A 24,163-nucleotide genomic window follows, 5' to 3' on the forward strand; every position below is an offset into this window, starting at 1 on the left:
CGAGCCCTTACTTCAATAAGAATTAGAATCTTGAATAGATTGTAGCGGTGGTTGGCGCGTTGGTTGTGGGGCTTATGCGCTCATCCCCGATCTGCCAACAGCTTGACCGCAACGCGCCGGACCAAAGCGTGCGATTCCCGAACGTCGTCCACGATATCCACAGGCTGTGGATGGAACCAGGTGGGTGGGAGCAATTTGTGGACAAGTTGCGGCTTATCCACCGCTTGGCGAGGGGCCGCGGTTGCGCTAGCGATTCTGCCGATGTTGTCCACAGACCTGTCCTGACCCGTGCGATTGCACCTTCATCTGCTGTCGGATTCGACCGGCGAGACGCTGGAGAACATCGCCAAGGCGGCACTGGCGCAATATGACGACGTCGAGACGATCCGCCATTTCTGGCCGATGGTGCGGACCGAGGCGCACCTTGAACGCATCCTGCAGGAGATTGCGCAGAATCCGGGCCTGGTGATCTTCACTTTGGTCAATCACGCCACGCGGCGGACGCTGGAGGCGCGGTGTCGCGCCTTGGGCCTGCCGGCGGTGGCACCGCTCGATGCCGTGAACCATGCACTCTCCGGTATGCTCGGCCAACAGGCCAAGGCGCGGCCGGGGCGGCAACACGTTCTCGACGATGCCTATTTCGACCGGGTGGAGGCGATCCAGTTCACCATCGCGCATGACGACGGGATCGGCTGGGAGAATTGGGAACAGGCCGATATCGTGCTCGCAGGGGTATCGCGCTCGTCCAAGACGCCGACCTCGATCTATCTCGCCAATCGCGGCTATCGCACGGCGAACATCCCGATCGTGGTGGAATCGCCGCCGCCCGACCTGCTCTACCGATTGAAGCACCCGCTGGTGATCGGGCTGACGACCAGTTCGGAACGGCTGATCCAGGTGCGGCGCAACCGTCTGCTGTCGCTCAACCAGGCGCCGGAGACATCCTATGTCGATCATGAGGCGGTCACCCGTGAAGTGGCGTTTGCGCGGCGGATTTTCGCCGACAATGATTGGCCGGTGATCGACGTGACCAGGCGTTCGATCGAGGAAACGGCGGCGGCGATCATCGCGCTGGTCAGTGAACGGCGTGGGGAATCGGCGGTTTCGGAATGAAGGTCGTATTGGCGTCGCAAAGCGCGTCGCGGCGGGCGATGCTCGTGGCGGCAGGCGTGCCGTTCGAAGCAGTGTCGGCCGGCGTCGACGAGGAGGCGGCCAAAGCTGGCCTGCGCGATCTGAATGCCCGCGACCTGGCGGATGCCCTGGCCGAGTTGAAGGCATTGCGCGTCTCGGGGCGGGATCCCGATGCACTGGTGCTGGGCAGCGACTCCGTCGTCGCGCTGGAGGACGGCACCTTGCTCGACAAGCCCGAGACGCGCGAACAGGCGGCGGCCCACCTGCGGCTGATGTCGGGCAAGCGCCACGAACTGGTCAGCGCCGCGGTGATCGCCGAACAGTGCAAGCCGGTGTGGCGCGTGGTCGATCGCGCCAAGATGTATGTGCGGCCGCTGTCCGACGCTTTCATCGAGACCTATCTCGATGCGGAATGGCCGGCGATTTCGAGCTGTGTCGGTTGCTACCGGATCGAGGGTCCGGGCGCGCAATTGTTCGCGCGGATCGAAGGCAGCCAGTTTACCGTGCTCGGGCTGCCGCTGCTGCCGGTGCTCGACTATTTGCGGGTTCGCGGAGTTTTGGCGTCATGACGAAACCCTATGCCGAGGTGATCGGCGATCCGATCGCCCAGTCCAAATCGCCGCTGATCCACGGTTTCTGGCTGGAGGCGCTGGGCATCGATGCCGAGTATCGCCGCACGCAGGTAGGCGCGGACGATCTCGGCGCGTTCCTGGCTGGGCGGCAGCTCGATCCCGACTGGCGCGGCTGCAACATCACCATCCCGCACAAGCAGGCGGCGCTCGACCATGTCGCCGATCCGGGCGGCGTGCGCGCGTCGATCGGCGCGATCAACACCGTGTTCCGCGGCGAAGACGGCACGTTCGTCGGCACCAATACCGATGCCGGCGGCTTCTATGCGCCGATTTCCGACCTCGATTTGCCCGGCGCTCCGGTGGTGGTGATCGGCGCCGGCGGCGCGGCGCGCGCAGTGCTGTTCGCGCTGTCGCGGATCGGCGTGGGGCCGGTCACCATCCTCAACCGCAATGTGTTGAAGGCGGCTGCCTTGCTGTCGTCGTTCGGCTTGAAGGGGAAGGCCCTGCCGCTCGGCACCCCGCTGCCGCCCGCCGCCCTGCTGGTCAACACCAGCGCACTCGGCATGGTCGGTCAGCCGCCGCTGGACATCGACCTTGATCCGCTGCCCGACGATGCGGTCGTGTATGACGTGGTCTATGCCCCGCTCGAAACCCCATTGCTGAAAGCGGCGCGCGCGCGCGCGCTGGAGACGGTGGATGGGCTGGAGATGCTGGTCGGCCAGGCGGCATTGGCCTTTGAATTGCTGTTCGGGGCCGCGCCGCCGCAGGACCGCGACGATGAACTGCGCGCGTTGTTGACCGCATGACCGTACGCCGATGATCGTCCTCGGGCTCACCGGATCGATCGGCATGGGCAAGTCGACAGTAGCGGCGATGTTCACCGCCCGCGGCATCCCCGTCTTCGACGCCGACGCCGCGGTGCATCGGCTGCAAGGCAAAGACGGCCGTTTGGTCTCCGAGATCGAGGCGCTGTTCCCCGATACGACCGGGCCCCAGGGCGTGAACCGCACGGCGCTGGGCGAGGCGGTGCTCGGTGATGACGCCCAGCTCAAGCGGCTCGAGGCGCTGGTCCATCCCGCAGTGGCCGAGGAACGCGAGGCATTCCTTGGCCAGCACGAGCACGCACCGCTCGTGCTGTTCGACATACCCTTGCTGTTCGAAACCGGTGGTAACACTCGCGTCGACAAGGTCGCCGTGGTCAGCGCGCCACCCGACGTCCAGCGCGCCCGCGTCCTCGCCCGGCCCGGCATGACCGAAGCGCGGTTCGCCGCAATCCTGGCGCGCCAGATGCCCGATGCCGAGAAGCGTGCGCGTGCCGATTTCGTGATCGCGACCGACTGTTCGCTGGACGACACGGCACGCGCGGTCGATGCGGTCATCGCTTGCCTGATCGGCCCCGACAGCCGATAACCTGCACGATGCGCGAGATAGTATTCGATACCGAGACGACGGGATTCAACTTCGCCGATGGCGACCGGATGGTCGAGATCGGCTGCGTCGAACTGGTCAACAAGGTCGAGACCGGGCGCACCTTCCACGCCTATTTCCACCCCGAACGCAGCATGCCGGCCGAGGCGCAGCGCGTGCACGGCCTGTCGGACGCCTTCCTGTCCGACAAGAGGCGCTTTCACGAGCATGCAATCGAGTTGCTCGAGTTCATCGAAGATTGCCCGCTCGTCGCGCACAATGCCGGATTCGATTTCGGCTTTCTCAACGGCGAACTGGGCAAATGCGGCCACCCGCATGTCGGCATGCACCGCATGGTCGACACGATCGTGCTCGCGCGCAGCCGCCATCCCGGTGCCAAGCACAGCCTGGACGCTTTGTGCAATCGCTACGGCATCGATCGCAGCCACCGCGTGGTGCACGGCGCGCTGCTCGACGCGCAATTGCTGGCGCAGGTCTATGTCGAGCTGACCGGCGGGCGCCAGATCGGGCTTGGCCTGGTCAGCGAGACGATCGAGGTGCAGACCAGTTTCCATCCCGCCGCGACACCGGCCAAGGCGCGTCCGCCGCGCATTTTCACAGCCTCCGATGCGGAACTTGCGCGTCATGCCGCGTTTATCGGTAAGCTCACCAAGCCAATTTGGGAGCAGGTGTAAGTGGGGGAGTGAACTACAAGGGGGGTCGGGGCGTCCGATTGACGCCGCTACCGGGGACGCGCACGTTGCGTGTTCCATCTAAGGAGAATGCTCATGGAAATCCGGATCTCGGGTCATCAGATCGCCACTGGCGATGCGTTGAAAACCCATGTCGACGATCGGCTTCAGGGCATCGCCACCAAATATTTCGCGCGGGCGATTTCCGCGCATGTCACGTTCGGCAAGGGACCGCACGATGCCATCACCTGCGATATCGTCGCCCATGTGATGCAGGGGCTGGTGCTCAAAGGAAGCAATGACGGTCGCGACGCGCATGTCGCGTTCGATGGTACCGCCGACAAGATCGAGAAGCAGCTGCGCCGCTACATGCGCCGCCTGAAGGATCGCAACGGCGGCACCTCGCAGGAGGTCCAGGAAGCCGGCGCCTATGACAATGCCGGCTATACCTTGTTCAAGGAGGCGCCAGAGGACGTCGAGGCCGAGGATCATCCGCTGATCATCGCGGAAACTCGCGTCGACGTGCCGGAATCGAGCGTGTCGGATGCCGTGATGATGCTCGATCTGCGCAACACCACCGCCTTGTTGTTCAAGAACAGCGGGTCGGGTGCGTACAACATGGTCTATCGCCGCGGCGACGGCACGATCGGCTGGGTCGAACCGCAGCGCAACGCCGCCTCCTAGCCGCTTCCGCTCCCGCTCGTTCGGCGCTAAGGCGCGCCAGCGAGCGTGGGGCATGTGCCAGCGATGATGACCGATTTCAGCGACCTGCTGCTGCCCGATACCGTGATTCAAGGTGGGGCGGCGGCAACCAAGAAGACGTTGCTCCAGCAATTGGGCAGCGTCTTCGCGGCTGCCTATGATTTGGACGCCAAGGCAGTGACCGATACGCTGGTCGCGCGCGAGAAGCTCGGCTCGACCGGTTTTGGCGGTGGCATCGCCATCCCGCACGGGAAGCTGCCCGATCTGCCGCGCGTCGTCGGCGCCTTCGTGCGCCTTGCGCAACCGATCGATTTCCAGGCGATCGACGATCTGCCCGTCGACCTGGTGTTCGTGCTGCTCTCGCCAACCGATGCGGGTGCCGATCATCTGAAGGCGCTGGCCCGAGTGTCGCGCCGGCTGCGCGATCGTGGCTTCGTGGCCAAGCTGCGCGGGGCGGGATCGCCGGATGCGCTCTATGCGCTAATGACCGACGATGAAGCACGCGATGTCGCCTGATCCGCAGCCAATCGCGGGAGAGGCAGCGCATTTCCGTGCGCTGGAGGCGCTCTACACCGCAGCGCCGATCAATCGATTGTTCGATTCGGTGCTCGAAATACCCGAACGCGGCATCGCGCGGATCCGCTTCCACGTCGACGAACGCTATTTTCACGCCGGCGGCGCGGCGCACGGCACGAGCTATTTCAAGATGCTCGACGACGCCGCCTTCTACGCCGCCAACAGCCTGGTGACCGATCGTTTCCTGCTGACCACGGCGTTCAACCTGTTGCTGACCAAGCCTCTGAACGCTGGCCCGGTGACGGCCGAGGGACGCTGGATCAGCGGCAGCCGTCGTGTGTTCGTGGCCGAAGCGCGGTTGATCGATGCCCAGGGCGAGGAAGCGGCGCGCGGTACCGGCACCTTCATGAAATCGCGTATCCCGCTGGCCACGCTACCGGGCTATCGGCCGCAGCCATGACGCCGGGCAGGTGAGCGACCGCCTGCCCAGCGGCCTCCTGGTCGGCGCACTGCTCCGGCGCGTGAACGATGCCGGGGGCATGGGGATGATGCTCGCGCGCGGCGATCCGATGGGCGGCGCGATCCTGATCATCGCGTTAGATCGGGGCGCCAATCCGCGTGCGCTGGAGCGTGGTATCGGGCCGGACGGTCGAGTCGCGTTGCTTAGTTGGACCCCACCCGAAGCGGATCCGGACGCCATTACCCACTATTGGCAGCGCCGTCGCCGCAACGATCCCGACCTGTGGGTCGTGGAGCTAGATGTCCCATCGGTGGAACGCTTCGCCGCGGAAACCATTCTCGGCGGTTGACCCGCCGCGCTGCAACATGCACCGCGCTTCTCATTGTCAAAGGCGTTGTGTCGATGCGGGTGCGATCCGGGTCGATTACGCAGTCGGGGGGAAGTCCGGACGGCAGCTCGTTGCAAGACGAATTGGCCGCTTCCGCACACCAACCGCATAATACGAAGTACGAATGTCTCTATTCCAACGGGCTGCGACGTTCGCGGCGATGACGCTCGGGATCGCCTCTTTGATCGGCGTAAGCAGCCCGGGCTTTGCTTTTCAACTGGATCGAACGGTAAACGTACCGGCCGCTGATCCGGTTCCATCGGTCCGGGCTTCGGCTACGGAATCCGATCCGACGACCTTCCGCGCTGCTGATGCCGCCCCCGCCGAGATTTTGCCGGCTGTGGTGCAGAGCGACGACCAATCCTTTTCCAGCCTCACGGCCGCCGTCGCCGGGCAGGATGACACGCCCGAGATGACGCCCGATCTGGTCTGTCTCGCCGGCGCCATCTATTTCGAAGCGAAGGGCGAACCGCTCGCCGGTCAGCTGGCCGTCGCGGAGGTGATCATCAATCGCGCTAAATCCGGCCGCTTTGCCGCCTCGATCTGCGCCGTCGTGACCCAGCGCGGGCAATTCTCCTTCGTTCGTGGCGGCCGCATTCCGGCGATCGGCGGCAACGCTAATTATCGCACGGCCGTTGCCATCGCCCAGGTTGCGATGGGCGACGATTGGGACAGTCCTGCCCCGCGCGCACTGTATTTCCACGCCCGCCGCGCCGCGCCGGGATGGCGGATGCAGAAGGTCGCATCGATCGGCAACCACGTCTTCTATCGGTGATGATCCAAGCCTCGGCGCGTCCGGGGCTTTACCTGTTCGCGGAATGTTCTAGGATCGGCGGATGCTCCAGCGTCCCCCTGATTCCTGTATCGATGCTCCCGGTTCCCCGCTTTGTGCCGCCGATGTAGCGCGCGGCACGACGCGCATGTTGTTGCGCCACGATCTCGTGGCGATGCACGAAGTGCCGTTGGAGGGCGGCCGCCGGGCGGACCTGATGGCGATCGATTCGCGCGGCAACATCATCATCGTCGAGATCAAGGTATCGCGCGCCGATCTGCTGGGTGACGCCAAGTGGACCGACTATCTAGCGCATTGCGACCGCTTCTACTGGGCGGTGCCCGCCGGGTTCGATGCCTCGCCGATCGACGGCCCCGCCTTCCTGCCGGCGCGTACCGGAATCATCATCGCCGATCGCTACGACGCGGCTATCGTCCGCGAGGCGCATACCGAGCCATTGCCGGCGGCGACGCGCAAGCGTTGCACGCTTGCCTTTGCCAGGCGCGCGGGGCGCAGGCTGATCGGTTCGCTCGATCCCGATGCGGATGCGATGATCTAGGGGGCGGCGAAACTCACACTGCTCCTGCAAAGGCAGGAGCTTAGGAACCGCCAGCGATGTACTCCGTGATCCTAAGCTCTTGCCTTCGCAGGAGCACCCCACCGACATCTGAAGCGCAACCTTAGCAATCAGCACGAGCTCCCCGGCGAAGGCCGGGGCCCAATTGCGGGACATCAGTGACAAGCCCGCACCCTTGTTACGACCACTTATCCGCCCGGACCTGGCCTCCGGCGTGATCATGACAACCCTAAAACTTAGGCCCGGCCACCGCCGCCTTCGGCTTCTTCGGTGCTTCGTCGATCGCCTTGATGATCGCCGGGGACCGTCCGTCCCGCTTGGCATAATCCCGCGCGGACGTGCCCGACAGGTCGACCTGGTCGGCATCCGCGCCTGCGGTCAGCAGGGTCTGCACCATCTGCAGGTCGCGGCGCTGGACCGCGCGGATCAATGCCGTCTCGCGCGAGGCGTTGCCCAGATTGACGTTGGCCTTCCCGGCAAGCAGCTTCTCGACCAAGTCGGTACGCCCCTTGCCCGCGGCAAGCAGCAGCGGCGTGTTGCCGTCATTATCGCGCACGTTGGGATTGGCCCCGCGCGAGAGCAGGAAGCTCAGATATTCGGCATTGCCGTTCTGCACCACGATGTGCAGCGCCGATTCCCCGCTGGTCACCGATCGCGCATTGATCACCGTCGTGCCGGGCTTGTTGAGCATTTCGACGATGTCGTTGCCCTTCTCGCTGCGCACGGCTTCCAGGAATTTGTAGCCCTCGGACTGAGTACCTTGCGCCTGGGCAGCGACGGGCAGGATGAACAAGGTTGCGGCGAGAGCCAGAGTAAACGTGCGGAATGACATGGATGCGGAAAACCTCGTGGACGATCGGCTTAACTTGCGTGACGGGGCTTAACAGATCATGGCTGGCCGCGCCATGAAACAGATCGCCCGTCTGGCCGCTGCGACGCTGATCGCGGTGCTGCCCATCGCCTGTTCGCCGTCGGCGCCGCCCGCCGCGCCGCCGCTCGAAGGCGCGCGTATCGGCGGCCCGTTTGCGCTCACCGACCAGAATGGCGCGAGCGTCACCGACCGCAGCCTGGCCGGCAAATACCGCATCATGTATTTCGGCTATACCTTCTGCCCCGACGTCTGCCCGGTCGACGTGCAGAACCTGGCCGCCGGATTGCGCGCGTTCGAGCAGCAGGATGCAGCGGCCGCGGCGAAGGTTGTGCCGGTGTTCGTGTCGATCGATCCCGCGCGGGATACGCCGGCGGTGCTCAAGCAGTTCGTCGGTCATTTTCATCCGCGTATGATCGGGCTGACCGGTACTCCGCAGGCGATTGCCGCGATCGCCAAGGAATATGCCGTTTATTACAAGAAGGGCGAGAGCAGCCCGGGCGGATACATGATGGATCATAGCCGCGTGGCCTATCTGATGAGTCCCGAAGGCAAGCCGATCGCGTTGTTGCCGCAGGAAGGCACGCCGCAGGCGATCGCTACGGAATTGGCACGATGGGTACGATAATCACGCCATTCTGGGAGACGACCCCGCTCGAGCAACTCGATCGCGGCCAGTGGGAGGCATTGTGCGACGGCTGCGGCAAATGCTGCGTGCATAAATTGGAGGATGAGGAGACGGGCGAACTGCTCGCCACCAACGTGTCGTGCAAGCTGCTCGACCGGGCGAGCGCGCAATGCTCCAACTATCGCCACCGCCACGCCTTCGTCGAGGAATGCGTGCGGCTGAGCCGCGACAATGTGCACCAGATCGATTGGCTGCCGAGCACCTGCGCGTACCGGCTCCGCCGCGAAGGCGAGCCGCTACCGCGCTGGCATTATCTGGTCTGCGGCGACCGGGAGGCAGTGCACCGCGCCGGTGAGTCGGTACGCGGCTGGACCGTTTCCGAGGTCGATGCCGGCGATCTGGAAAACCACATCGTCGACCGGCGCCTGTGACCGATGGCGGGCGCTACGCCGCCGGTTGAAGTCGTGCGCAACGCCAGGTCGCGGCGCGCCAAGCTGTCAATCGACCCGGCGAGCGGCAAGGTTCGCCTGACGCTGCCCACGCGTGCGGCGCTGAAGCCCGCGCTGCGCTGGGCTGCCGAACAGCAGGAATGGATCGACCGGCAGCAGGCGCGACTGCCCCCGGCGCGGCCGTTCGCGCCGGGATCAACCATTCCGTTCGAGGGTGTCGACCTGCGGATCGCATGGGATGAACGCGCGCCGCGGCGGATAAACCGCGACGGCGATACGCTGCATTGTGGCGGTCCGCTGGACGGGCTGGCACGCCGCATTGCCTTGTGGCTGCAGCGCGAGGCACTGCGCCTGCTGAGCATGGAGACCGCGGAATTTGCGGCGAAGGCGGGGGTGAGCGTCAGCAAGGTCGCGATCGGCGACGCCAAAGGCCGCTGGGGCAGTTGCACGACGCACGGCGTAATTCGTTACAGCTGGCGGCTGATCCTGGCGCCCCCCTTCGTCCGCCGCTCCACTGTCGCGCATGAGGTCGCCCACCGGCTCCACATGCACCACGGCCCGGAATTCCACGCCGCGGCTGACGCCTTGACCGAGGGCGATCCTGCCGAGTCACGCGCCTGGCTGCGCGCGAACGGCGCCGCACTTCACTGGGTGGGGCGGGATTCCTGAAGCCGGTCGCCGGGGCGTTCCGGCGCGCGATCGATCACCGGTGCCCGCGGCGCCGGCGCGCGCGAGGGCGGGGTGTTGCGATCCAGCACCCTGTCGATCCAATCCTGGTCGAGCCGCTCGGGCGCCTGCTCCGGACGCTGGTCCGGCACCGGCCGAGTCCGGCCGCTATCATCCTCAGGCTCGGTCGGCGCGCTCTCCGGCGCCGCCGTCTGCGCGCCGGGCTCGACCGGATTGCCATCGGCATCGACGAACAGCGTATTGTCCGCCTCGCCGAAATAGGATTCCTCGTCCGGCTCCAGCTGCCATTCGGGCAGCGTCACCTTGGTGTCGAATTCCTCCACCGGCCGGTTAGCAACCGCGGGTTTCATGAACGCCGCAAACGCCCGCGCCGGCGCGGTACCGCCCTGCAGGCCAGGCACGACACGCGCATCGTCGCGGCCCATCCACACGCCGGTGGTGATGCCGCTGGAGAAGCCGACGAACCAGCCATCCTTGTTCGAACTCGTCGTGCCGGTCTTGCCTGCCACGGGGCGGCCGATCTGCGCGGCCTTGCCGGTGCCGGTATTGACCGCGGTCTGCAGCAGATCGGTCATCTGCGCGGCGACATAGGGCGCGACCAGAACTTGGCTACGATCGACCGTCTGCTGGTAGATCGTCTCGCCCAGCGCCGTCACCTTGGTAATGCCGTATGGCGTGATCGCGACGCCCTTGTTGGCGACACTCGCGAAAGCGCGCGTCATGTCGATCAACCGGACGTCCGACGTGCCCAGCACCATTGCCGGATGCGTATCCACCGGCGTGGTGATCCCGAAGCGGCGCGCCATGTCGGCGATCGTGGCAAAGCCGACTTCCTGCCCGAGCTTGGCGGCGATCGTGTTCACCGAATAGGCAAAGGCCGTGCGCAGCGTCATCGCGCCGCGATTGGCGCCCGACGAATTGCGCGGGGTCCAGCCGTTGATCGTCACCCGTTCGTCGACGACGTTGTCTTCGGGCTTGTGCCCCGCCTCAAGCGCCGCGAGATAGACGAACAGCTTCCAGGCGGATCCCGGCTGGCGCACTGCCGAGGTAGCGCGGTTATAGTTGGACGACACGTAATCGGTCCCGCCGACCATCGCACGCACCGCCCCGTCGCGATCCAGCGCGACCAAAGCACCCTGCGCACCCCGCGGCGCATTGGCGCGGATCGAGGCGTCGGCGGCACGCTGCATGTTGAGGTCGAGCGTGGTCCATACGTCCAGCGGACGTGTCGTCTCGTCGATCAGCACTTCTAGCTGCGGCAGGGCCCAGTCGGTGAAGTAGCGAACGCTGTTCTGCTTGGGTTCGGGCGCGAGCGTCACGCCGGTCGGGTTGGCACTCGCCGCCTGTTCGGCGGTAATTGCGCCAGTTTCCTGCATCACCTGGATGACGACGCCGGCGCGGCCGACCGCAGCCTCGGCGTCGGCGGTAGGCGAATAGCGCGACGGGGCCTTGACTAGCCCGGCGATTACCGCCGCTTCGCTGAGCGACAGCGTATCGGCACCGTGGCCGAAGAAGCGGCGCGATGCGGCATCGATGCCGTAGGCGCCTCCGCCAAAATAGACCTTGTTGAGATACAGTTCGAGGATCTGGTCCTTGGAGAATTTACGCTCCATCGCCAGCGCCAGGATCGCCTCGCGCGTTTTGCGGCCGACATCGTATTTGTTCGACAGGAAGATCGTGCGCGCGACCTGCTGCGTGATCGTCGAGGCGCCCTGCAGCCGTCGGCCGCGCCCGCGATTCTCGTAAGCCAGCTTCACCGAGCGCGCGACGCCGATCGGATCCACCCCGATGTGCGAGCGGAAGCGCCGGTCCTCGACCGACACCATCGCATCGCGCATCACCCGCGGGATGCGGTCATAGGGCAGCCACTCGCCATAGCTCGGCCCCAGTGACACGATCACCGTGCCGTCGGCGGCATGGACGCGGATCATTTGCCCGTTGGGCGAGGATTTCAGCTCGTCATAGCTCGGCAGCTGCGCGCGCGCGACATACACTGCAATGACCAGCCCGATGAGCGCGAGCACGCCGAGGCCGATCAGGACACGCAGCAGCAAGACCAGCCGACGGCGCCACGAAGGCTGTTTCTTGGACGGGATCGCGCGGGCCATGGGTTGCACCTACGGATAGGCGCTATACGCCGCCTGAACAAGACGGCGCGGCCACGGCCGAGCGACCGATTATTCGCCGTCGCTGCGGGGGCGGAAATCCAGGCTGAGCGAATTCATGCAATAGCGAAGCCCAGTCGGCGGCGGACCATCGGGGAAGACGTGGCCGAGATGCCCGTCGCACCGTGCGCACCGCGCCTCGGTCCGGCGCATGCCATGGCTCGTGTCGCTATGTTCGATGACGTGATCCGCGGCGATCGGCTGGGTGAAGCTGGGCCAGCCCGATCCCGAATCATATTTGTCGGCGCTGTCGAACAACGGCAGGGCACAGCCGCCGCAAGGATAGATGCCGTCGGCCTTGTTGTTGTTGTAACGGCCGGAAAAGGCGCGTTCGGTGCCCGCTTCGCGCAGCACGTGATATTGTTCGGCGCTCAGCTTCTTGCGCCATTCGGCCTCGGACAGGGTCAGATGATCCATTGAATTGCTTTCGGGTTTGGTAGCGGAAGTCACGGCCGCACATAGCCGATGCGGGTGGCACGCGCGATGATCTCGATCAGAAATGGCGTGTGTTGCGCCAATGGCAAGAGCGCCCGGGCAATCCGCGGCCGCTCCGCCGCGTCCCGAACCAAGCCGGCAAGGCCGATCGGCCAGGCAAGGTCGCGCGCCAGGCGATGCTGGTAGCGGGTGGATGCCTGTGCGCCCCCCGCGGCATAGCAATCGGCGGCCCGGATGCCGCTGGCGATGGCGATGCCCATGCCTTCGCCCGCGAGCGACGGGATGACGCCGGCCTGATCGCCGAGCCGGAACAGACCGGCCGTGCCCTGACGCGCGCGCCAGCCATAGGGCACGTTGGCGACCGCATCCACCTGCCCCGCTACACGCCAGGCGAGGCGCTCCGCGAGGTGCGGCATTTCCGCGGCCAGCATGTCTAGCAACGTGTCGGGCGTGCCGGCCTCGGCCAGCCGGGAGCGGTGCACTGCCATGCACAGGTTCGCGGTACCATCCTCCTGGCGGACGATGCCGGCATAGCCGCGTTCGAACAGATGCAGTTCGATCGCGCTGCCGATCAGCCGGTCGAGCGTCGGCGACGGGCCGAGGCGCACGCGCAGACCGAGCGTGGGATCGTTGCCGCGGGCGGATTCGGGGCGAGCTAGGCCGCGAACGTCATGCTTGCCGCTGGCGAGGAACAGCGCGTCTGCCTCGATCACCGTGCCGTCGTGCAGTCGCGCGCTATTACCGGTCGTCTCGCGCACGGTGACGCCGCGCTCGATCGCGGCACCGGCCGCGGCGGCACGGGCAAGCAGCAAAGTGTCGAGATGGCGGCGCGAGACACCATGCGCCGCGCGCGGCAGCGGTGCCTCCACCATGGCCGCGCCGGCGAACAATCGCACGGTGTGAACGCGCGCCGGGCCGAGTGCCTCGGGTTCGATGCCAAGGCTGACGAGCGATTCCAGCGTGCGCCAACTGAGAAAACCGCCGCACAGGGCATCGCCGGTCTCTCGGCTGCGCTCGATCAGCAGATGCGGCAGGCCGGCCTGGGCCAAGCGTATCGCGGTGCTCGCACCCGCCGGGCCGCCGCCCAGGATCAGCGCAGGTGTTCGACGCATAATCGGAACGGAAAGAAGCGGTGGATGCGAGCGCCGGTCACACCGGCTTCACCCAGCAATGGCGGCCATTCGGCGGGGCGGTAGGACCGCGCGATCGACAGGTGACCGTCGTGCCGGACGATGCGGTGCCAGCGGAACAGGCCGGCCAGGATCGGGAAGCCGTGATAGGCGAAACGATGCCGATGGAGATCGTTGACCAGCCAACCCTTGCTTGCCCGCGCTTCCATGACGCGAAGGAAATCGAGCAGCTGCGGTCGAGTCATGTGGTGGGCGACAAGGCTGCTGATGATGAAATCCATGCCCTCGGCGTGATCGGCATAGTCGCCGGTGATCCAGGTGATCGGCAGGTCGGCGGGCGTATGCGCGCGGGCGGCCTGTTCGCTGCGCGGGTTGAGGTCGACGCCGATAAGCTCCGTGTCCAGCCCGCGTTTGCGTGCCCAGCGCGCGATGCGGCGGAGCATGTCGCCATCGCCGAACCCCACGTCGAGCAAGCGGAAGCGATTTAGACCGACGGTTCCGCGGGCGAGGAAGTCGAGCGTCGGGCGGGCGGCCATGGTAACCATGTTGACCCGCGCGAGATCGGCCATGACATCGGCATAGGTGCCGGCGTCGAGATCCTCGGCATCCATCAGCTCCTCGGCAATGGCGCGCGTCTCGAGCGTCATGGCGCACTCGCGAAGGCGAACCCCTCGGCCGCGAGACCCGGGCCAAAGGCGAGCGCGACGCCATCACGGATCGGCGGACCGGCAAGCAGCCGCGCCAGCACGAACATCAAGGTGGCCGAGGACATGTTGCCATTTTCCGCCAGAACCCCGCGCGAGGCGGCAAGCGTCTCGGGCGCGAGGTGCAGACTCGTCTCGACCGCATCGAGGATCGAGCGGCCGCCGGCATGAACCGCCCAACCGTCGATCTGCTGCGGCGTGCGCCCGCCGGTCGCGGCAGCGGCGAACAACGGATCGGACAGCGCCGTGGCGATTCGGCCCGGCACCTCGCCCGACAGATGCATGGCGAAGCCGCGATCGGTGATCGCCCAGCGGATCAGGTCGTGCGAATCGTCGAGCGTGGTGGCGAAGGGCTGGCCGAGCGCGAAGCCCTGCGGGTCGGCGGTCACCAGGGCCGCCGCCGCGCCGTCGCCGAATTGCAGCATGGCGAGCAGCGGCTCGATCTCAGGCGTATCCTGCAGGTGCAATGTCGACAGCTCGACACACAGGACGAGCACGCGCGCGGCGGGCTCGGAGCGCACGATGTGGCGCGCGCTGCGCAGCGCGGCGACCGCGGCATAGCAGCCCATGAAGCCGATCAGCAGCCGTTCGACCGAGGAGGGCAGGCCAAGGCGGCGGGCGACGATCTGGTCGATGCCGGGCGCGACGAAGCCGGTGCAACTGGCAACCACGAGATGCGTGATGCCCTCCAGCGACGCCTCAGCGCGCAGCCGATCGATCGCGGCCAGCCCCAGTATCGGCGCGGCCTCGGCATAGAGCAGCATGCGATCGCCCGTGCCGGGCAGGATCGCATCGGCATAGAAGCCGCCGGGATCGACCGGTGATCCGCCATCCGCCTGCGCCGGCAGCACCGACCAGCGATGCCCAATGCCGGCGCGCGACGCCATGCGGTCGAACAGCCTGGCGGCACGCGGATCGGGCAGCCGTTGGCGTGCCCAGCCGATGAACGCGTGGTGGATGTCATGGTCCGGAACGGCGGTGCCGATGGCGTTGAGATAGGCGTGGGCGGACGATGCTGAGGACAAGTAGCGGCTTTCAGGCGCGCGGAGGTGTCTCCGCGTCGGTAACATAACGCTAGTATGTCACAGTCGATCCGCCAGCGCCGATTGCGCTGGCTGCGTCGGAAGCTCTGGAAAATTGGTGCGGCCGAGAAGACTCGAACTTCCACGGGCTTTCGCCCACAACGACCTCAACGTTGCGCGTCTACCAGTTCCGCCACGGCCGCACGTAACTTGGAGCCGGGCGAACCCGGCAGCTGGTAGGCGAGCGCCCCTAGCAAGCAGCAGGCACGATGGCAAGCGGTGCGATGCGTGAGGCGCCGAGCGTCACCCTGCTGTGGGCGCGCTCAGCGCGCGCCGGCGAAACTGAGCACCAGTTTTTCGGAATTCACCGGCACGTCGAGCTTGGCGCTGTTGAACTCCACGCTACCACGCGGTGGCAGTGCCATCTTCTCCGGCCGGATCGTCCAGTTATACACCAGCCGCCCCTGCGCATCGCGCAATTCGACGCGGATGTCGGGCACCGGCTGCTTTGTGTCGGTCGGATTGACGACCTTGCCGCTGACCGCGAACATCTCGCTGCCATTGGCGAGATCGCGGCGCTCGATCGGGTTCTCGACCATGCGCAGCGGCGACTCCTCGGCGGCGATCGGCAGGCCGAGCTGTCCGGCAATGTTCGAGCTGCCGAAATACAGCAGCGCGGCAAGAGCGGCGAGCATCAGCATGCCCGTGGCGAGCGCGACCATCGTCCAAAGTCGCGCCGGGTTGCGCCGCGGCCGGAAGGGCGGTTGATGCGCGAAGGCGTCGTAATCGGGATCACTGGGTGGCGTGATCACCTCGCGTACGATCGGTGCGGCAGGCGCGTCGATGGCAGTGGGGGCGAGCGCGGCCACCGGCGATGGCGCCGTCGGGGCGGGGGGCGGAACAGGGGCCGGCGGCGCCACGGCGGGCGCGAGCTTGGCGCGCTCGATCAGGTCGAGCGGCGGCGCGACCGGTGCCGGTGCCTGGAACCAGCTGTGCCGGCAGGCGGCGCAGCGCACCGTGCGGCCATCGGGGCCGATGGCGCTATCGGGTACGACGTAACGGGTGTGGCATTCGGTACATTCGAGGATCATCGGGCGGCTTCGCTTCAGCAGACGTCCGGAGCCGGAACGCGTTATCGCTAAACTAAACACCCGAAGCGGCCAGCGCGCAAGGGCTGCGGCGACCGGTCGGCGCGGCGTGTCGCCCGCCCTCGTGCTTGCTGCGCAGGGTGTGATCGTGCGAAGACCTTAACAGGGCAGTGTATTCAGCGAGACGGGCACGCGCCGGTAATGGCCAATATCGTACAATTCGAGAATGTCGGCCTCCGCTACGGCGCGGGCCAGGAGACGCTGAGCGACGTCAGCTTCACGCTGGCCAGCGGCGCCTTCTATTTTCTCACCGGATCGAGCGGCGCGGGCAAGACATCGCTGCTGAAGTTGCTGTATCTGTCGCAACGCCCGACGCGCGGGCTGATCAAGCTGTTCGGCGAGGATGCGGTGACGTTGCCGCGCAAGCGCCTGCCGGGCTTTCGCCGCCGCATCGGCGTGGTGTTCCAGGATTTCCGGCTGGTGCCGCATCTGTCTGCCTATGACAATATCGCGCTGCCGCTGCGCGTATCGGGCGTGCCTGAGGCCGATATCGCGGCGCCGGTGCGCGAGATGCTGGCCTGGGTCGGCCTCTCCGACAAGCTTCGCGCCAAGCCGCCGACCATGTCGGGCGGCGAGCAGCAGCGTGTGGCGATCGCCCGCGCGGTAATCAGTCGGCCCGAAATCCTGGTTGCAGACGAACCGACCGGGAACGTCGATCCCGACATGGCGGAACGGCTGCTGCATTTGTTCGAATCGCTCAACCGGCTAGGGACGACGGTGGTCGTCGCAACGCACGATTTCCACCTGCTCGGCCGCATCCCCAACGCCAACATGATGCGGCTCGACAACGGCAAGCTGCTCGACCCGACCGGATCGCTGCGCTTCCCGCTGCCGCCACCTGAGCGATAAAGTTGGCGATCAAGCTAGTTCCTTCGTCCGCCGATCGGCGCTTGCTCGACGAACGTCGCGGCACGCGCGCGATGATGTGGATCATGGCGATCATGCTGTTCCTGACGGTGCTTGCCGGTGCATTGGGGCTGGCGACACGCTCGGCTTCGTCGTTGCTCGACCGTCAGCTCGCCGGGCGCCTGACGGTGCAGATCCTGGCGCCGGTGGAAGGCGAACGCGCCCGGGAGGCGGCGGCGGCACTGGCGACGCTCCGGGCGCAGCCGCAGGTGCGGCACGCTGCGGCGGTGGATCGCGCCGCGCTGGCGTCGCTGCTGCGCCCGTGGCTTGGCTCGGACGGCGCCGATCCCGATCTGCCGATCCCGGCGATGATCGACGCCGATCTGCGCGTTACCGACGCCGCCGCGCTGGCGCAGGTGCGCGGGGCGGTGCTGGCGGCAGCGCCATCGGCGCGGATCGATCGGCAGGAAAGCTGGATGTCGCCGGTGGCCGACTTCATGGACATGGTAACCGGGCTGGCGCTCGCACTGGTGCTGTTGATGGCAGCGGCCACCGCGGTGGTGGTAATCCTGGCGGCACGCGCGGGGCTGGAGACGCATAACGACACGATCGAAGTGCTGCACATGCTGGGATCGACCGACATCCAGGTGTCGCGCCTGTTCCAGCGGCGCATCGCGCTCGATACGCTGCTGGGCGGAGCGCTGGGGGCGGTGTTGGCAGGCGGCGTGATCGTGGTGGTGGGGTCGCAGCTCGGGCTGCTGGGATCGGACCTGCTCGGCGGCATGACGCTGGCGACGGGCGACTGGATCGCGCTGGCGCTCCTGCCGGTGGCGTTCGCCTTGCTCGCGACGATGGCGGCGCGGGTCGCAATCATCGCCGCGCTGAGCAAGATCCTGTGATCCGCCGCCTCATCGGCATCGTCGTCTTCCTGTGGCTCACCGGCTTCGCGCTGTTCATGCTAGCGCTGGCCAAGCCGCTGGAGAATGTGCGGACCGACGCGATCGTCGTGCCGACCGGCGGCGCAGGGCGGATCGATCGCGGGCTGGTGTTGCTCAAGGCCAAGGCTGCGCGGCGCATGCTGATCAGCGGCGTGGCACCGGAGGTTCGCGTCGTCGAACTGGCGGTGCACTATAAGAGTGCGCGCTTGTTCGCCTGCTGCATCGATCTGGGGCACGAGGCCGTCGATACGCAATCCAATGCCGAGGAGACCGCGCAATGGGTGCAGGCGCATGGCTATACATCGGTACGACTGGTGACGTCGGACTGGCATGTCGCACGCGCGCGGCTGGAACTGGTCAACGCGCTGCACCGGCTCGAGCCGGAACGCGACGTGCGCGTGGTGGGTGATGGCGTGCGGAGCCACCCGCGATTGATGCTGCTCGTCGCCGAGTACAACAAATTGTTGCTGCGCCAGTTCGCCATGTGGGTAGGGATCGGGCGATGATCTGGCTGCGCAACATCCTTTACATGATGGTGTTCTACACCATCTCCGCCCCGATCGTGCTGGCGACGCCGATCACCGCCTTGTTCGGGCGCCGCGCGATGGTGCTGCACACGCATTTCTGGACGCGCTTCCATCATTGGGCAACGCGCACGTTCCTGGGGATCCGCCAGCAGATCGAGGGGCAGCCGGTGCTCGGCACGCCAGTGATCTATGCCGCCAAGCACCAGGCGATGTACGAGGCGATCGAACTGGGGCGGATGCTCAGCACCTCGGCGGTGGTGATGAAGGAGGAATTGGCCAACATCCCGGTGTGGGGCTGGGCGGCGAAACGCTACGGCGTCATCGTCGTCGATCGCGAGGCATCGGCGGCGGCGCTGATGCGCATGGTGCGCGAGGCGAAGGCAGCGCTCGCCGAGGGGAGATCGATCGTGATCTTTCCCGAAGGCACGCGCGTACCGCCAGGCGAGCAGCCGCCGCTGCGTGCGGGTTTCGCCGGATTGTACCAGATGCTGAAGGTGCCGGTGGTGCCGATCGCGATCGACAGTGCCACCGTGTGGCCGCGCAAGGGGCCGAAACGATCGGGGATCGTGCGCTTCCGCTTCGGGGAGGCGATCCCACCGGGGCTGCCGCGCGCCGAAGCGGAGGCGCGGGTGCATGCAGCGATCAACGTGCTGGATGTGCCGGGGTGACGACTGGCTAAGTGAGCCTAATCATGCGTGCGGCCGAAATCGGGCGCGGGGTCGTCCTGGCCTTGTTCGATGATGCCGCGGCGGATCGCGCGGGTGCGGGTGAAATGGTCGAACAACTCGTCGCCTTTGCCCAGGCGGATGGCGCGTTGCAGGGCGGTGAGATCCTCCGAAAAACGCTGCAGCATGTCGAGCACCGCTTCCCGGTTGGTGAGGAACACGTCGCGCCACATCGTCGGATCGGATGCCGCGATGCGCGTGAAATCGCGAAACCCGCCGGCAGAATATTTGATCACCTCGGATTGCGTCACTTCCTCGAGATCCGAGGCGGTGCCGACGATCGTATAGGCGATGAGATGCGGTAGGTGGCTGGTGACGGCGAGGACACGGTCATGATGCTCGGGCGCCATGGTTTCGATATCGGCGCCCAGACGCCGCCAGAATTCGGAAACGCGCTCGACAGCGACCGAATTGGCGTTCTCTGGCGGGGTAATGATGCACCAGCGCTTCTGGAACAGCGAGGCAAAGCCGGCCTCGGGGCCGCTGCGTTCGGTGCCGGCGACGGGATGGGCGGGAACGATCGTCGCGCCGGGCAGCGCCGCGGTCAGCACGCGAAGCACTTCGGCTTTGGACGACCCGACATCGCTGACGATCGCATCGGCAGGAAGGTCGGCGGCGAGATCGGCAGCGGCGGCGGCCATTGCGCCGACGGGCACGCACAGGACGACGAGATCGGCGTCGATCACCGCGGCGCCGGCAGAATCGGTGACGTCGTCGCATAATTGCAAGCGATCGACGGTGGCGCGCACGTCCGGATCGGCGTCATAGCCGGTGAGGCGCACGTTCGGCATATGCGCGCGCACCGCGCGGGCGATTGACGAGCCGATCAGCCCGAGCCCGACGATCGTGACGCGCGCGAAGGGCAGCATCAGCCGGCGTCGTCGACCAGCTTGCGCAGCGCCGCCGCAACGCCTTGTGTCTCGTCCGCGGTGCCGATGGTGATGCGAAGGCCGTGGGGCAGTCCCTGACCCGGGAGCCAGCGGACGATATAGCCGGCGTCCATCAGCCCTTTGTACGCGACCTCGGCCGTCAGCTTGCCCTCGAACAGGACGAGCACGAAGTTCGCTTGGCTGGGTACGGCGCGCAGGCCCGCATTGCCGAGCTTGCCAATCTCATCCGAGAACCAGCGCCGCCACTTAGCATTGTGCGCTTTGGTGTGCGCGACGAAGTCGGTGTCGCCGAGCGCGGCGACCGCCGCGGCAGTCCCGGCGATGGTGATGCTGAACGGCAGCCGGATGCGGTGCATCGCGTCGATGATCGGTTGCGCGGCATAGCCCCAGCCGATGCGCTCGGCGGCCAGCCCATACATCTTGGAGAAGGTGCGCGTGACGAGCACGTTGCTGGCGGTCTCCGCCAGCGCCATGCCGCCATCCTCGGCATCGCCGTCGATATATTCGGCATAGGCATGGTCGAGCACGAGCAGAATGTCGGGGCGGAGACCGGCGTGCAGGCGGGCGATCTCGTCGCGTGCGGCGTAGGTGCCGGTCGGGTTATTGGGATTGGCGATGTAGATCACGCGCGTGCGATCGGTGACGCAGGCGAGCACCGCGTCGACGTCGGTGGCGTAATCCTTGTCGGGGGCGATGACCGGTTCGGCGCCGACGCGGCGGGTGGCGATCTCGTAGACAGCGAAGCCGTAGCGCACGTGGATGATCTCGTCGCCCGGCCCGGCATAGGCGCCGGCAATCAGGTGGAGCACTTCATCGGAACCGTTGCCGTAGATGATGCGGGCGGGATCCAGGCCGTGCCTGGCCGCCAGCACCTCGCGCAGTTCGGTCGCGCCGGCGTCGGGATAGCGTTCCAGCGTGTCGGCTGCGCCGGCAAACGTCGCACGCGCGGCGGGGCTGGTGCCGAGCGGGTTTTCGTTCGACGAGAGCTTGACGACCTTGCGCCCGTCATCGGTGGTCGAGCGGCCGGGAATGTATGGCGCGATGGCCATGATCCAGGGTTTTGGCTGAGGTGCTGTCATGGTTGCCGGGCATAGCGAGCGGGGGAAAATTGACAAGCAGGGCAGACGCACCCTAGCGCTCCGCGCGTGACCGTCACCGACCCCGCAAGCGACCAACGCTTTGGCCTCGACCGCCGCATCACGCTGGCAGGGCCGCTGCGGCTCGACGGCGGCGGGCTGCTGTCGCCGGTGGACATCGCTTACGAGACGTACGGCACGCTGGATGCCGAGCGCAGCAACGCGATCCTGATCTGTCATGCGCTGACCGGCGACCAGCATGTCGCCAGCAGCCATCCGGCGACGGGAAAGCCCGGTTGGTGGGCGCGCATGGTGGGTCCGGGCAAACCGGTCGATCCGGCGCGGCACTTCATCGTCTGTGCCAATGTGCTGGGCAGTTGCATGGGATCGTCGGGGCCGGCGACCGTCAACCCCGCGACCGGCGCGCCATGGGCGATGGCCTTCCCGGTGATCACCATTCGCGACATGGTGCGCGCGCAAGCCATGCTGCTCGATCATCTCGGCATCGCCACGCTGCAGGCGGTGGTCGGCGGATCGATGGGCGGCATGCAGGCGCTGAGCTGGCCCGCGACCTTCCCCGAACGCGTGAAAGCGTGCGTGGTGATCGCCTCCACGGCGCGGCACACGGCGCAGAACATCGCGTTTCATGAGGTCGGGCGGCAGGCGGTGATGGCCGATCCCAAGTGGCGCGGCGGGGCCTATTACGGCGATCAGGATCCGCCGGCCGCCGGCCTTGCGGTAGCTCGGATGGCCGCGCACATCACCTACCTGTCCGAGGCGGGTCTAACGGAGAAATTCGGCCGCAAGTTGCAGGCGCGTCCCGATCATCCCAATGGCGCCAAGACGTTCGGGTTCGACGCGGATTTCCAGATCGAAAGCTATTTGCGTCACCAGGGGATCGCCTTCGTCGATCGCTTCGATGCGAACTCCTATCTCTACATCACGCGGGCGATGGATTATTTCGATCTTGCCGAGGAACATGGCGGACATCTGGCCAAGGCATTCGCCGCCAGCAAGGCGCGCTTCTGCCTGGTCAGCTTCGACACCGACTGGCTGTATCCGACCGCGGAGTCGCGCGCGATCGTCCATGCGCTGAACGCCGCCGGCGCGCCGGTAAGCTTCGTCGAGCTTTCCAGCCCGTTCGGCCATGATGCGTTCCTGCTCGAGTCACCCGAGTTGAACCGGGTGGTGGATGGCTTCCTGAGGGCGTGGCAGTGAGCGAGATCATCCTGTCCGACGACAAGGCGCTGCTCCAGGTCGATCGCATCCATAACTGGCTGGCATCGAGCTACTGGTCGCCGGGCATCGAACGGGCGCTGGTCGAGCGTGCGATCTCCGGATCGCATTGTCTGGGCGCCTATCGGGATGGCGAGCAATTGGGGTATGCGCGCGCAATTACCGATCATGCGACCTTCGCGTGGATCGCCGATGTATGGGTTGATGAAGCCGGGCGTGGGCAGGGGCTGGGGCGGCGCATGGTCAGTTGGTTCGTCGATCATCCTCTCTTCGCGGGCATCCGGCGCATCCCTTTGGCGACGCTCGATGCGCACGGCGTCTACGAGGGCATTGGCTTTCACGCGCCGATCCGGCCGGAGCGCTACATGGAACGGCTCCAGCCCGGCGCGGCCGACATCTTGCGAAACCAGCCATGAGCCTGCGCCCCGATCTTGCAATCATCGCCGAGCATGTCGCGGCCGGGTCACGCGTCCTGGACGTCGGCTGCGGCGATGGCGCGCTGATGGCGGCGTTGCAAAGCACGCGGGGTGCCGATGCCCGGGGGCTGGAGATTGACGGCGGCAATGTCGCGGCAGCTGTGTCGCGCGGCCTGTCCGTGATCCAGGGCGATGCCGACACCGATCTGGCGGATTATCCTGATGCCAGCTTCGACTACGCGATCCTCAGTCAGACGCTGCAGACCGCCCGGCGGCCGGACGTGGTGCTCGATCAATTGCTGCGGATCGGTCGGCGTGCGTTCGTCTCCTTTCCCAATTTCGCGCATTGGCGGGTGCGCGCTTCGCTGTTGTGGGGCGGACGGATGCCGGTGACCCGTTTGTTGCCGGAACGCTGGTTCGACACGCCCAACATCCACCACCTGACGATAGATGATTTTCGGGCCTATGTGCAGGAACATGGGGTGACCGTGGAGGGCGCCTGGTTCCTGTCCGGCGACAAGCAGACGACGTCGGCTGCGGCCAACTTCCTGGCCGAGCATGCGGTGTTCCTGCTAAGGCATTGATCTCGATCAGGAACCAATCTATCGCCGGATGGTTGACTTTACGAATATCGTCATCGGAACTTGAATGTCTGCCACCGCCCTTATCGTAGAAGACGAAATATTCGTCGCTCTGGACCTAGAGCGCATCCTCACCGATGCCGGATACAAGGTGAAGGCGATCGCCGCGGATTGCTCGACCGCGATCGAAGAGGCGGACGAATGCAGCTTCGCGCTGGTCGACATCAACTTGCGCGATGGACCAACCGGGCCGGAACTCGCCGCCAGATTATCGCGGGAATACGGGATGAAGGTGGTGTTCGTCACCGCCAATCCGGCGCAGATCGGCACGCCGACCAGCGCGCTCGGCTATGTGCGCAAACCGTTCAGCGAGGCAGCGATCCTGGCTGCGGCTGCATTGGCGAGCGCGAGCCATGCCGCGCCCGTGCCGAGCGGTGATCTGGTGTTAATAGACGAGGATTGAGCCTCGCAGCTC

The 24,163-nt window shown here is 66.2% G+C and carries 31 protein-coding genes and 1 tRNA gene; 22 read left to right on the plus strand and 10 right to left on the minus strand.

Annotated elements, in window-relative coordinates; translation table 11 throughout:
- Nucleotides 1-288 precede the first annotated feature (288 nt).
- The 11 genes from NV382_RS13325 to NV382_RS13375 all read left to right on the plus strand — a co-directional run bounded on the left by NV382_RS13325 (nt 289) and on the right by NV382_RS13375 (nt 7,199).
- Nucleotides 289-1,113, plus strand: a complete 825-nt coding sequence (locus tag NV382_RS13325) for a pyruvate, water dikinase regulatory protein (protein ID WP_260597217.1) — start codon at nt 289-291, stop codon at nt 1,111-1,113.
- On the plus strand, nt 1,110-1,700 hold the full coding sequence (locus tag NV382_RS13330; RefSeq protein WP_260597218.1) for a Maf family protein: 591 nt from the start codon (nt 1,110-1,112) through the stop codon (nt 1,698-1,700). The genes NV382_RS13325 and NV382_RS13330 overlap by 4 nt, the downstream gene beginning before the upstream one ends.
- Complete coding sequence (locus tag NV382_RS13335; protein ID WP_260597219.1) at nt 1,697-2,509, plus strand: shikimate dehydrogenase family protein; 813 nt, start codon at nt 1,697-1,699, stop codon at nt 2,507-2,509. The genes NV382_RS13330 and NV382_RS13335 overlap by 4 nt, the downstream gene beginning before the upstream one ends.
- A 10-nt stretch (nt 2,510-2,519) precedes the next feature.
- Entirely contained in the window at nt 2,520-3,113 is a 594-nt protein-coding gene (gene coaE / locus NV382_RS13340; protein WP_260597220.1) for a dephospho-CoA kinase, read from the plus strand.
- 8 nt (nt 3,114-3,121) lie between these two features.
- On the plus strand, nt 3,122-3,805 hold the full coding sequence (dnaQ, locus tag NV382_RS13345) for a DNA polymerase III subunit epsilon (protein ID WP_260597221.1): 684 nt from the start codon (nt 3,122-3,124) through the stop codon (nt 3,803-3,805).
- 93 nt (nt 3,806-3,898) lie between these two features.
- Complete coding sequence (gene hpf, locus NV382_RS13350) at nt 3,899-4,486, plus strand: ribosome hibernation-promoting factor, HPF/YfiA family (RefSeq protein ID WP_260597222.1); 588 nt, start codon at nt 3,899-3,901, stop codon at nt 4,484-4,486.
- Between the two features lie 66 nt (nt 4,487-4,552).
- On the plus strand, nt 4,553-5,020 hold the full coding sequence (locus tag NV382_RS13355) for a PTS sugar transporter subunit IIA (protein ID WP_260597223.1): 468 nt from the start codon (nt 4,553-4,555) through the stop codon (nt 5,018-5,020).
- Complete coding sequence (locus NV382_RS13360; RefSeq protein WP_260597224.1) at nt 5,010-5,480, plus strand: PaaI family thioesterase; 471 nt, start codon at nt 5,010-5,012, stop codon at nt 5,478-5,480. Before NV382_RS13355 ends, NV382_RS13360 begins: the two co-directional genes overlap by 11 nt.
- A 10-nt stretch (nt 5,481-5,490) precedes the next feature.
- Nucleotides 5,491-5,829, plus strand: coding sequence for a DUF1491 family protein (locus NV382_RS13365; protein WP_260597225.1), 339 nt, complete (start codon nt 5,491-5,493; stop codon nt 5,827-5,829).
- A 199-nt stretch (nt 5,830-6,028) separates the two neighbouring features.
- The gene (locus tag NV382_RS13370) at nt 6,029-6,643 is read left to right on the plus strand and encodes a cell wall hydrolase (RefSeq protein ID WP_260597226.1); all 615 of its coding nucleotides are present in this window, start codon (nt 6,029-6,031) and stop codon (nt 6,641-6,643) included.
- A gap of 61 nt (nt 6,644-6,704) precedes the next feature.
- Nucleotides 6,705-7,199: an MmcB family DNA repair protein gene (locus tag NV382_RS13375; RefSeq protein WP_260597227.1), complete on the plus strand. Its 495-nt coding sequence runs from the start codon at nt 6,705-6,707 to the stop codon at nt 7,197-7,199.
- 247 nt (nt 7,200-7,446) lie between these two features.
- Here NV382_RS13375 and NV382_RS13380 read toward each other — a convergent pair whose 3' ends face one another.
- Nucleotides 7,447-8,049 carry an ankyrin repeat domain-containing protein gene (locus NV382_RS13380; protein WP_260597228.1) on the minus strand — a complete coding sequence of 201 codons (603 nt, stop codon included), beginning with the start codon at nt 8,047-8,049 and terminating at the stop codon, nt 7,447-7,449.
- A gap of 73 nt (nt 8,050-8,122) precedes the next feature.
- Between NV382_RS13380 and NV382_RS13385 the strand changes: the two genes are divergently transcribed.
- Genes NV382_RS13385 through NV382_RS13395 form a run of 3 tightly spaced genes read left to right on the plus strand, consistent with a single transcriptional unit; the run spans nt 8,123 to nt 9,831 of the window.
- Nucleotides 8,123-8,713 (plus strand): SCO family protein, encoded by a 591-nt coding sequence (locus tag NV382_RS13385; RefSeq protein ID WP_260597229.1) that lies wholly within the window; start codon nt 8,123-8,125, stop codon nt 8,711-8,713.
- Nucleotides 8,701-9,144: a YcgN family cysteine cluster protein gene (locus NV382_RS13390; RefSeq protein WP_260597230.1), complete on the plus strand. Its 444-nt coding sequence runs from the start codon at nt 8,701-8,703 to the stop codon at nt 9,142-9,144. The genes NV382_RS13385 and NV382_RS13390 overlap by 13 nt, the downstream gene beginning before the upstream one ends.
- Nucleotides 9,145-9,147: 3 nt before the next feature.
- On the plus strand, nt 9,148-9,831 hold the full coding sequence (locus tag NV382_RS13395; RefSeq protein WP_260597231.1) for a M48 family metallopeptidase: 684 nt from the start codon (nt 9,148-9,150) through the stop codon (nt 9,829-9,831).
- Here NV382_RS13395 and NV382_RS13400 read toward each other — a convergent pair.
- From NV382_RS13400 to NV382_RS13430, 7 genes are all read right to left on the minus strand, one after another.
- Complete coding sequence (locus NV382_RS13400; RefSeq protein WP_260597232.1) at nt 9,807-11,957, minus strand: transglycosylase domain-containing protein; 2,151 nt, start codon at nt 11,955-11,957, stop codon at nt 9,807-9,809. The genes NV382_RS13395 and NV382_RS13400 overlap by 25 nt on opposite strands.
- A 69-nt stretch (nt 11,958-12,026) precedes the next feature.
- The gene (msrB, locus tag NV382_RS13405; protein ID WP_260597233.1) at nt 12,027-12,431 is read right to left on the minus strand and encodes a peptide-methionine (R)-S-oxide reductase MsrB; all 405 of its coding nucleotides are present in this window, start codon (nt 12,429-12,431) and stop codon (nt 12,027-12,029) included.
- 29 nt (nt 12,432-12,460) lie between these two features.
- The gene (locus tag NV382_RS13410; protein ID WP_260597234.1) at nt 12,461-13,561 is read right to left on the minus strand and encodes an NAD(P)/FAD-dependent oxidoreductase; all 1,101 of its coding nucleotides are present in this window, start codon (nt 13,559-13,561) and stop codon (nt 12,461-12,463) included.
- Nucleotides 13,540-14,226, minus strand: a complete 687-nt coding sequence (locus tag NV382_RS13415; protein ID WP_260597235.1) for a methyltransferase domain-containing protein — start codon at nt 14,224-14,226, stop codon at nt 13,540-13,542. The genes NV382_RS13410 and NV382_RS13415 overlap by 22 nt, the downstream gene beginning before the upstream one ends.
- Nucleotides 14,223-15,353, minus strand: a complete 1,131-nt coding sequence (locus NV382_RS13420; protein ID WP_418066700.1) for a type III polyketide synthase — start codon at nt 15,351-15,353, stop codon at nt 14,223-14,225. Before NV382_RS13420 ends, NV382_RS13415 begins: the two co-directional genes overlap by 4 nt.
- Before the next feature lie 68 nt (nt 15,354-15,421).
- A tRNA-Leu gene (locus NV382_RS13425) sits at nt 15,422-15,508 on the minus strand.
- Between the two features lie 120 nt (nt 15,509-15,628).
- The gene (locus NV382_RS13430; RefSeq protein WP_260597237.1) at nt 15,629-16,396 is read right to left on the minus strand and encodes a zinc-ribbon domain-containing protein; all 768 of its coding nucleotides are present in this window, start codon (nt 16,394-16,396) and stop codon (nt 15,629-15,631) included.
- Nucleotides 16,397-16,594: 198 nt separating this feature from the next.
- Here NV382_RS13430 and ftsE point away from each other — a divergent pair, with 198 nt between their 5' ends.
- The 4 genes from ftsE to NV382_RS13450 are packed head-to-tail and all read left to right on the plus strand — an operon-like array spanning nt 16,595 to nt 19,432.
- A complete protein-coding gene (ftsE, locus tag NV382_RS13435) occupies nt 16,595-17,302 on the plus strand; it encodes a cell division ATP-binding protein FtsE (RefSeq protein ID WP_260597238.1) in 708 nt (235 codons plus the stop codon).
- Between the two features lie 2 nt (nt 17,303-17,304).
- A complete protein-coding gene (locus NV382_RS13440) occupies nt 17,305-18,198 on the plus strand; it encodes a cell division protein FtsX (protein WP_260597239.1) in 894 nt (297 codons plus the stop codon).
- A complete protein-coding gene (locus NV382_RS13445; RefSeq protein WP_260597240.1) occupies nt 18,195-18,743 on the plus strand; it encodes a YdcF family protein in 549 nt (182 codons plus the stop codon). The genes NV382_RS13440 and NV382_RS13445 overlap by 4 nt, the downstream gene beginning before the upstream one ends.
- A complete protein-coding gene (locus NV382_RS13450; RefSeq protein ID WP_260597241.1) occupies nt 18,740-19,432 on the plus strand; it encodes a lysophospholipid acyltransferase family protein in 693 nt (230 codons plus the stop codon). The genes NV382_RS13445 and NV382_RS13450 overlap by 4 nt, the downstream gene beginning before the upstream one ends.
- A 17-nt stretch (nt 19,433-19,449) precedes the next feature.
- Here NV382_RS13450 and NV382_RS13455 read toward each other — a convergent pair whose 3' ends face one another.
- Complete coding sequence (locus NV382_RS13455; protein WP_260597242.1) at nt 19,450-20,358, minus strand: prephenate/arogenate dehydrogenase family protein; 909 nt, start codon at nt 20,356-20,358, stop codon at nt 19,450-19,452.
- On the minus strand, nt 20,358-21,458 hold the full coding sequence (gene hisC, locus NV382_RS13460) for a histidinol-phosphate transaminase (protein ID WP_260597243.1): 1,101 nt from the start codon (nt 21,456-21,458) through the stop codon (nt 20,358-20,360). Before hisC ends, NV382_RS13455 begins: the two co-directional genes overlap by 1 nt.
- Before the next feature lie 66 nt (nt 21,459-21,524).
- Here hisC and metX point away from each other — a divergent pair, with 66 nt between their 5' ends.
- The 4 genes from metX to NV382_RS13480 all read left to right on the plus strand — a co-directional run bounded on the left by metX (nt 21,525) and on the right by NV382_RS13480 (nt 24,151).
- Nucleotides 21,525-22,673: a homoserine O-acetyltransferase MetX gene (gene metX / locus NV382_RS13465; protein ID WP_260597244.1), complete on the plus strand. Its 1,149-nt coding sequence runs from the start codon at nt 21,525-21,527 to the stop codon at nt 22,671-22,673.
- The gene (locus tag NV382_RS13470; RefSeq protein WP_260597245.1) at nt 22,670-23,107 is read left to right on the plus strand and encodes a GNAT family N-acetyltransferase; all 438 of its coding nucleotides are present in this window, start codon (nt 22,670-22,672) and stop codon (nt 23,105-23,107) included. Before metX ends, NV382_RS13470 begins: the two co-directional genes overlap by 4 nt.
- Complete coding sequence (metW, locus tag NV382_RS13475) at nt 23,104-23,691, plus strand: methionine biosynthesis protein MetW (RefSeq protein ID WP_260597246.1); 588 nt, start codon at nt 23,104-23,106, stop codon at nt 23,689-23,691. Before NV382_RS13470 ends, metW begins: the two co-directional genes overlap by 4 nt.
- Before the next feature lie 64 nt (nt 23,692-23,755).
- Nucleotides 23,756-24,151, plus strand: coding sequence for a response regulator (locus tag NV382_RS13480; RefSeq protein WP_260597247.1), 396 nt, complete (start codon nt 23,756-23,758; stop codon nt 24,149-24,151).
- Nucleotides 24,152-24,163: the final 12 nt, after the last annotated feature.

The sequence above is a fragment of the Sphingomonas endolithica genome (assembly GCF_025231525.1).
In the GTDB taxonomy this organism is placed as follows: domain Bacteria; phylum Pseudomonadota; class Alphaproteobacteria; order Sphingomonadales; family Sphingomonadaceae; genus Sphingomonas; species Sphingomonas endolithica.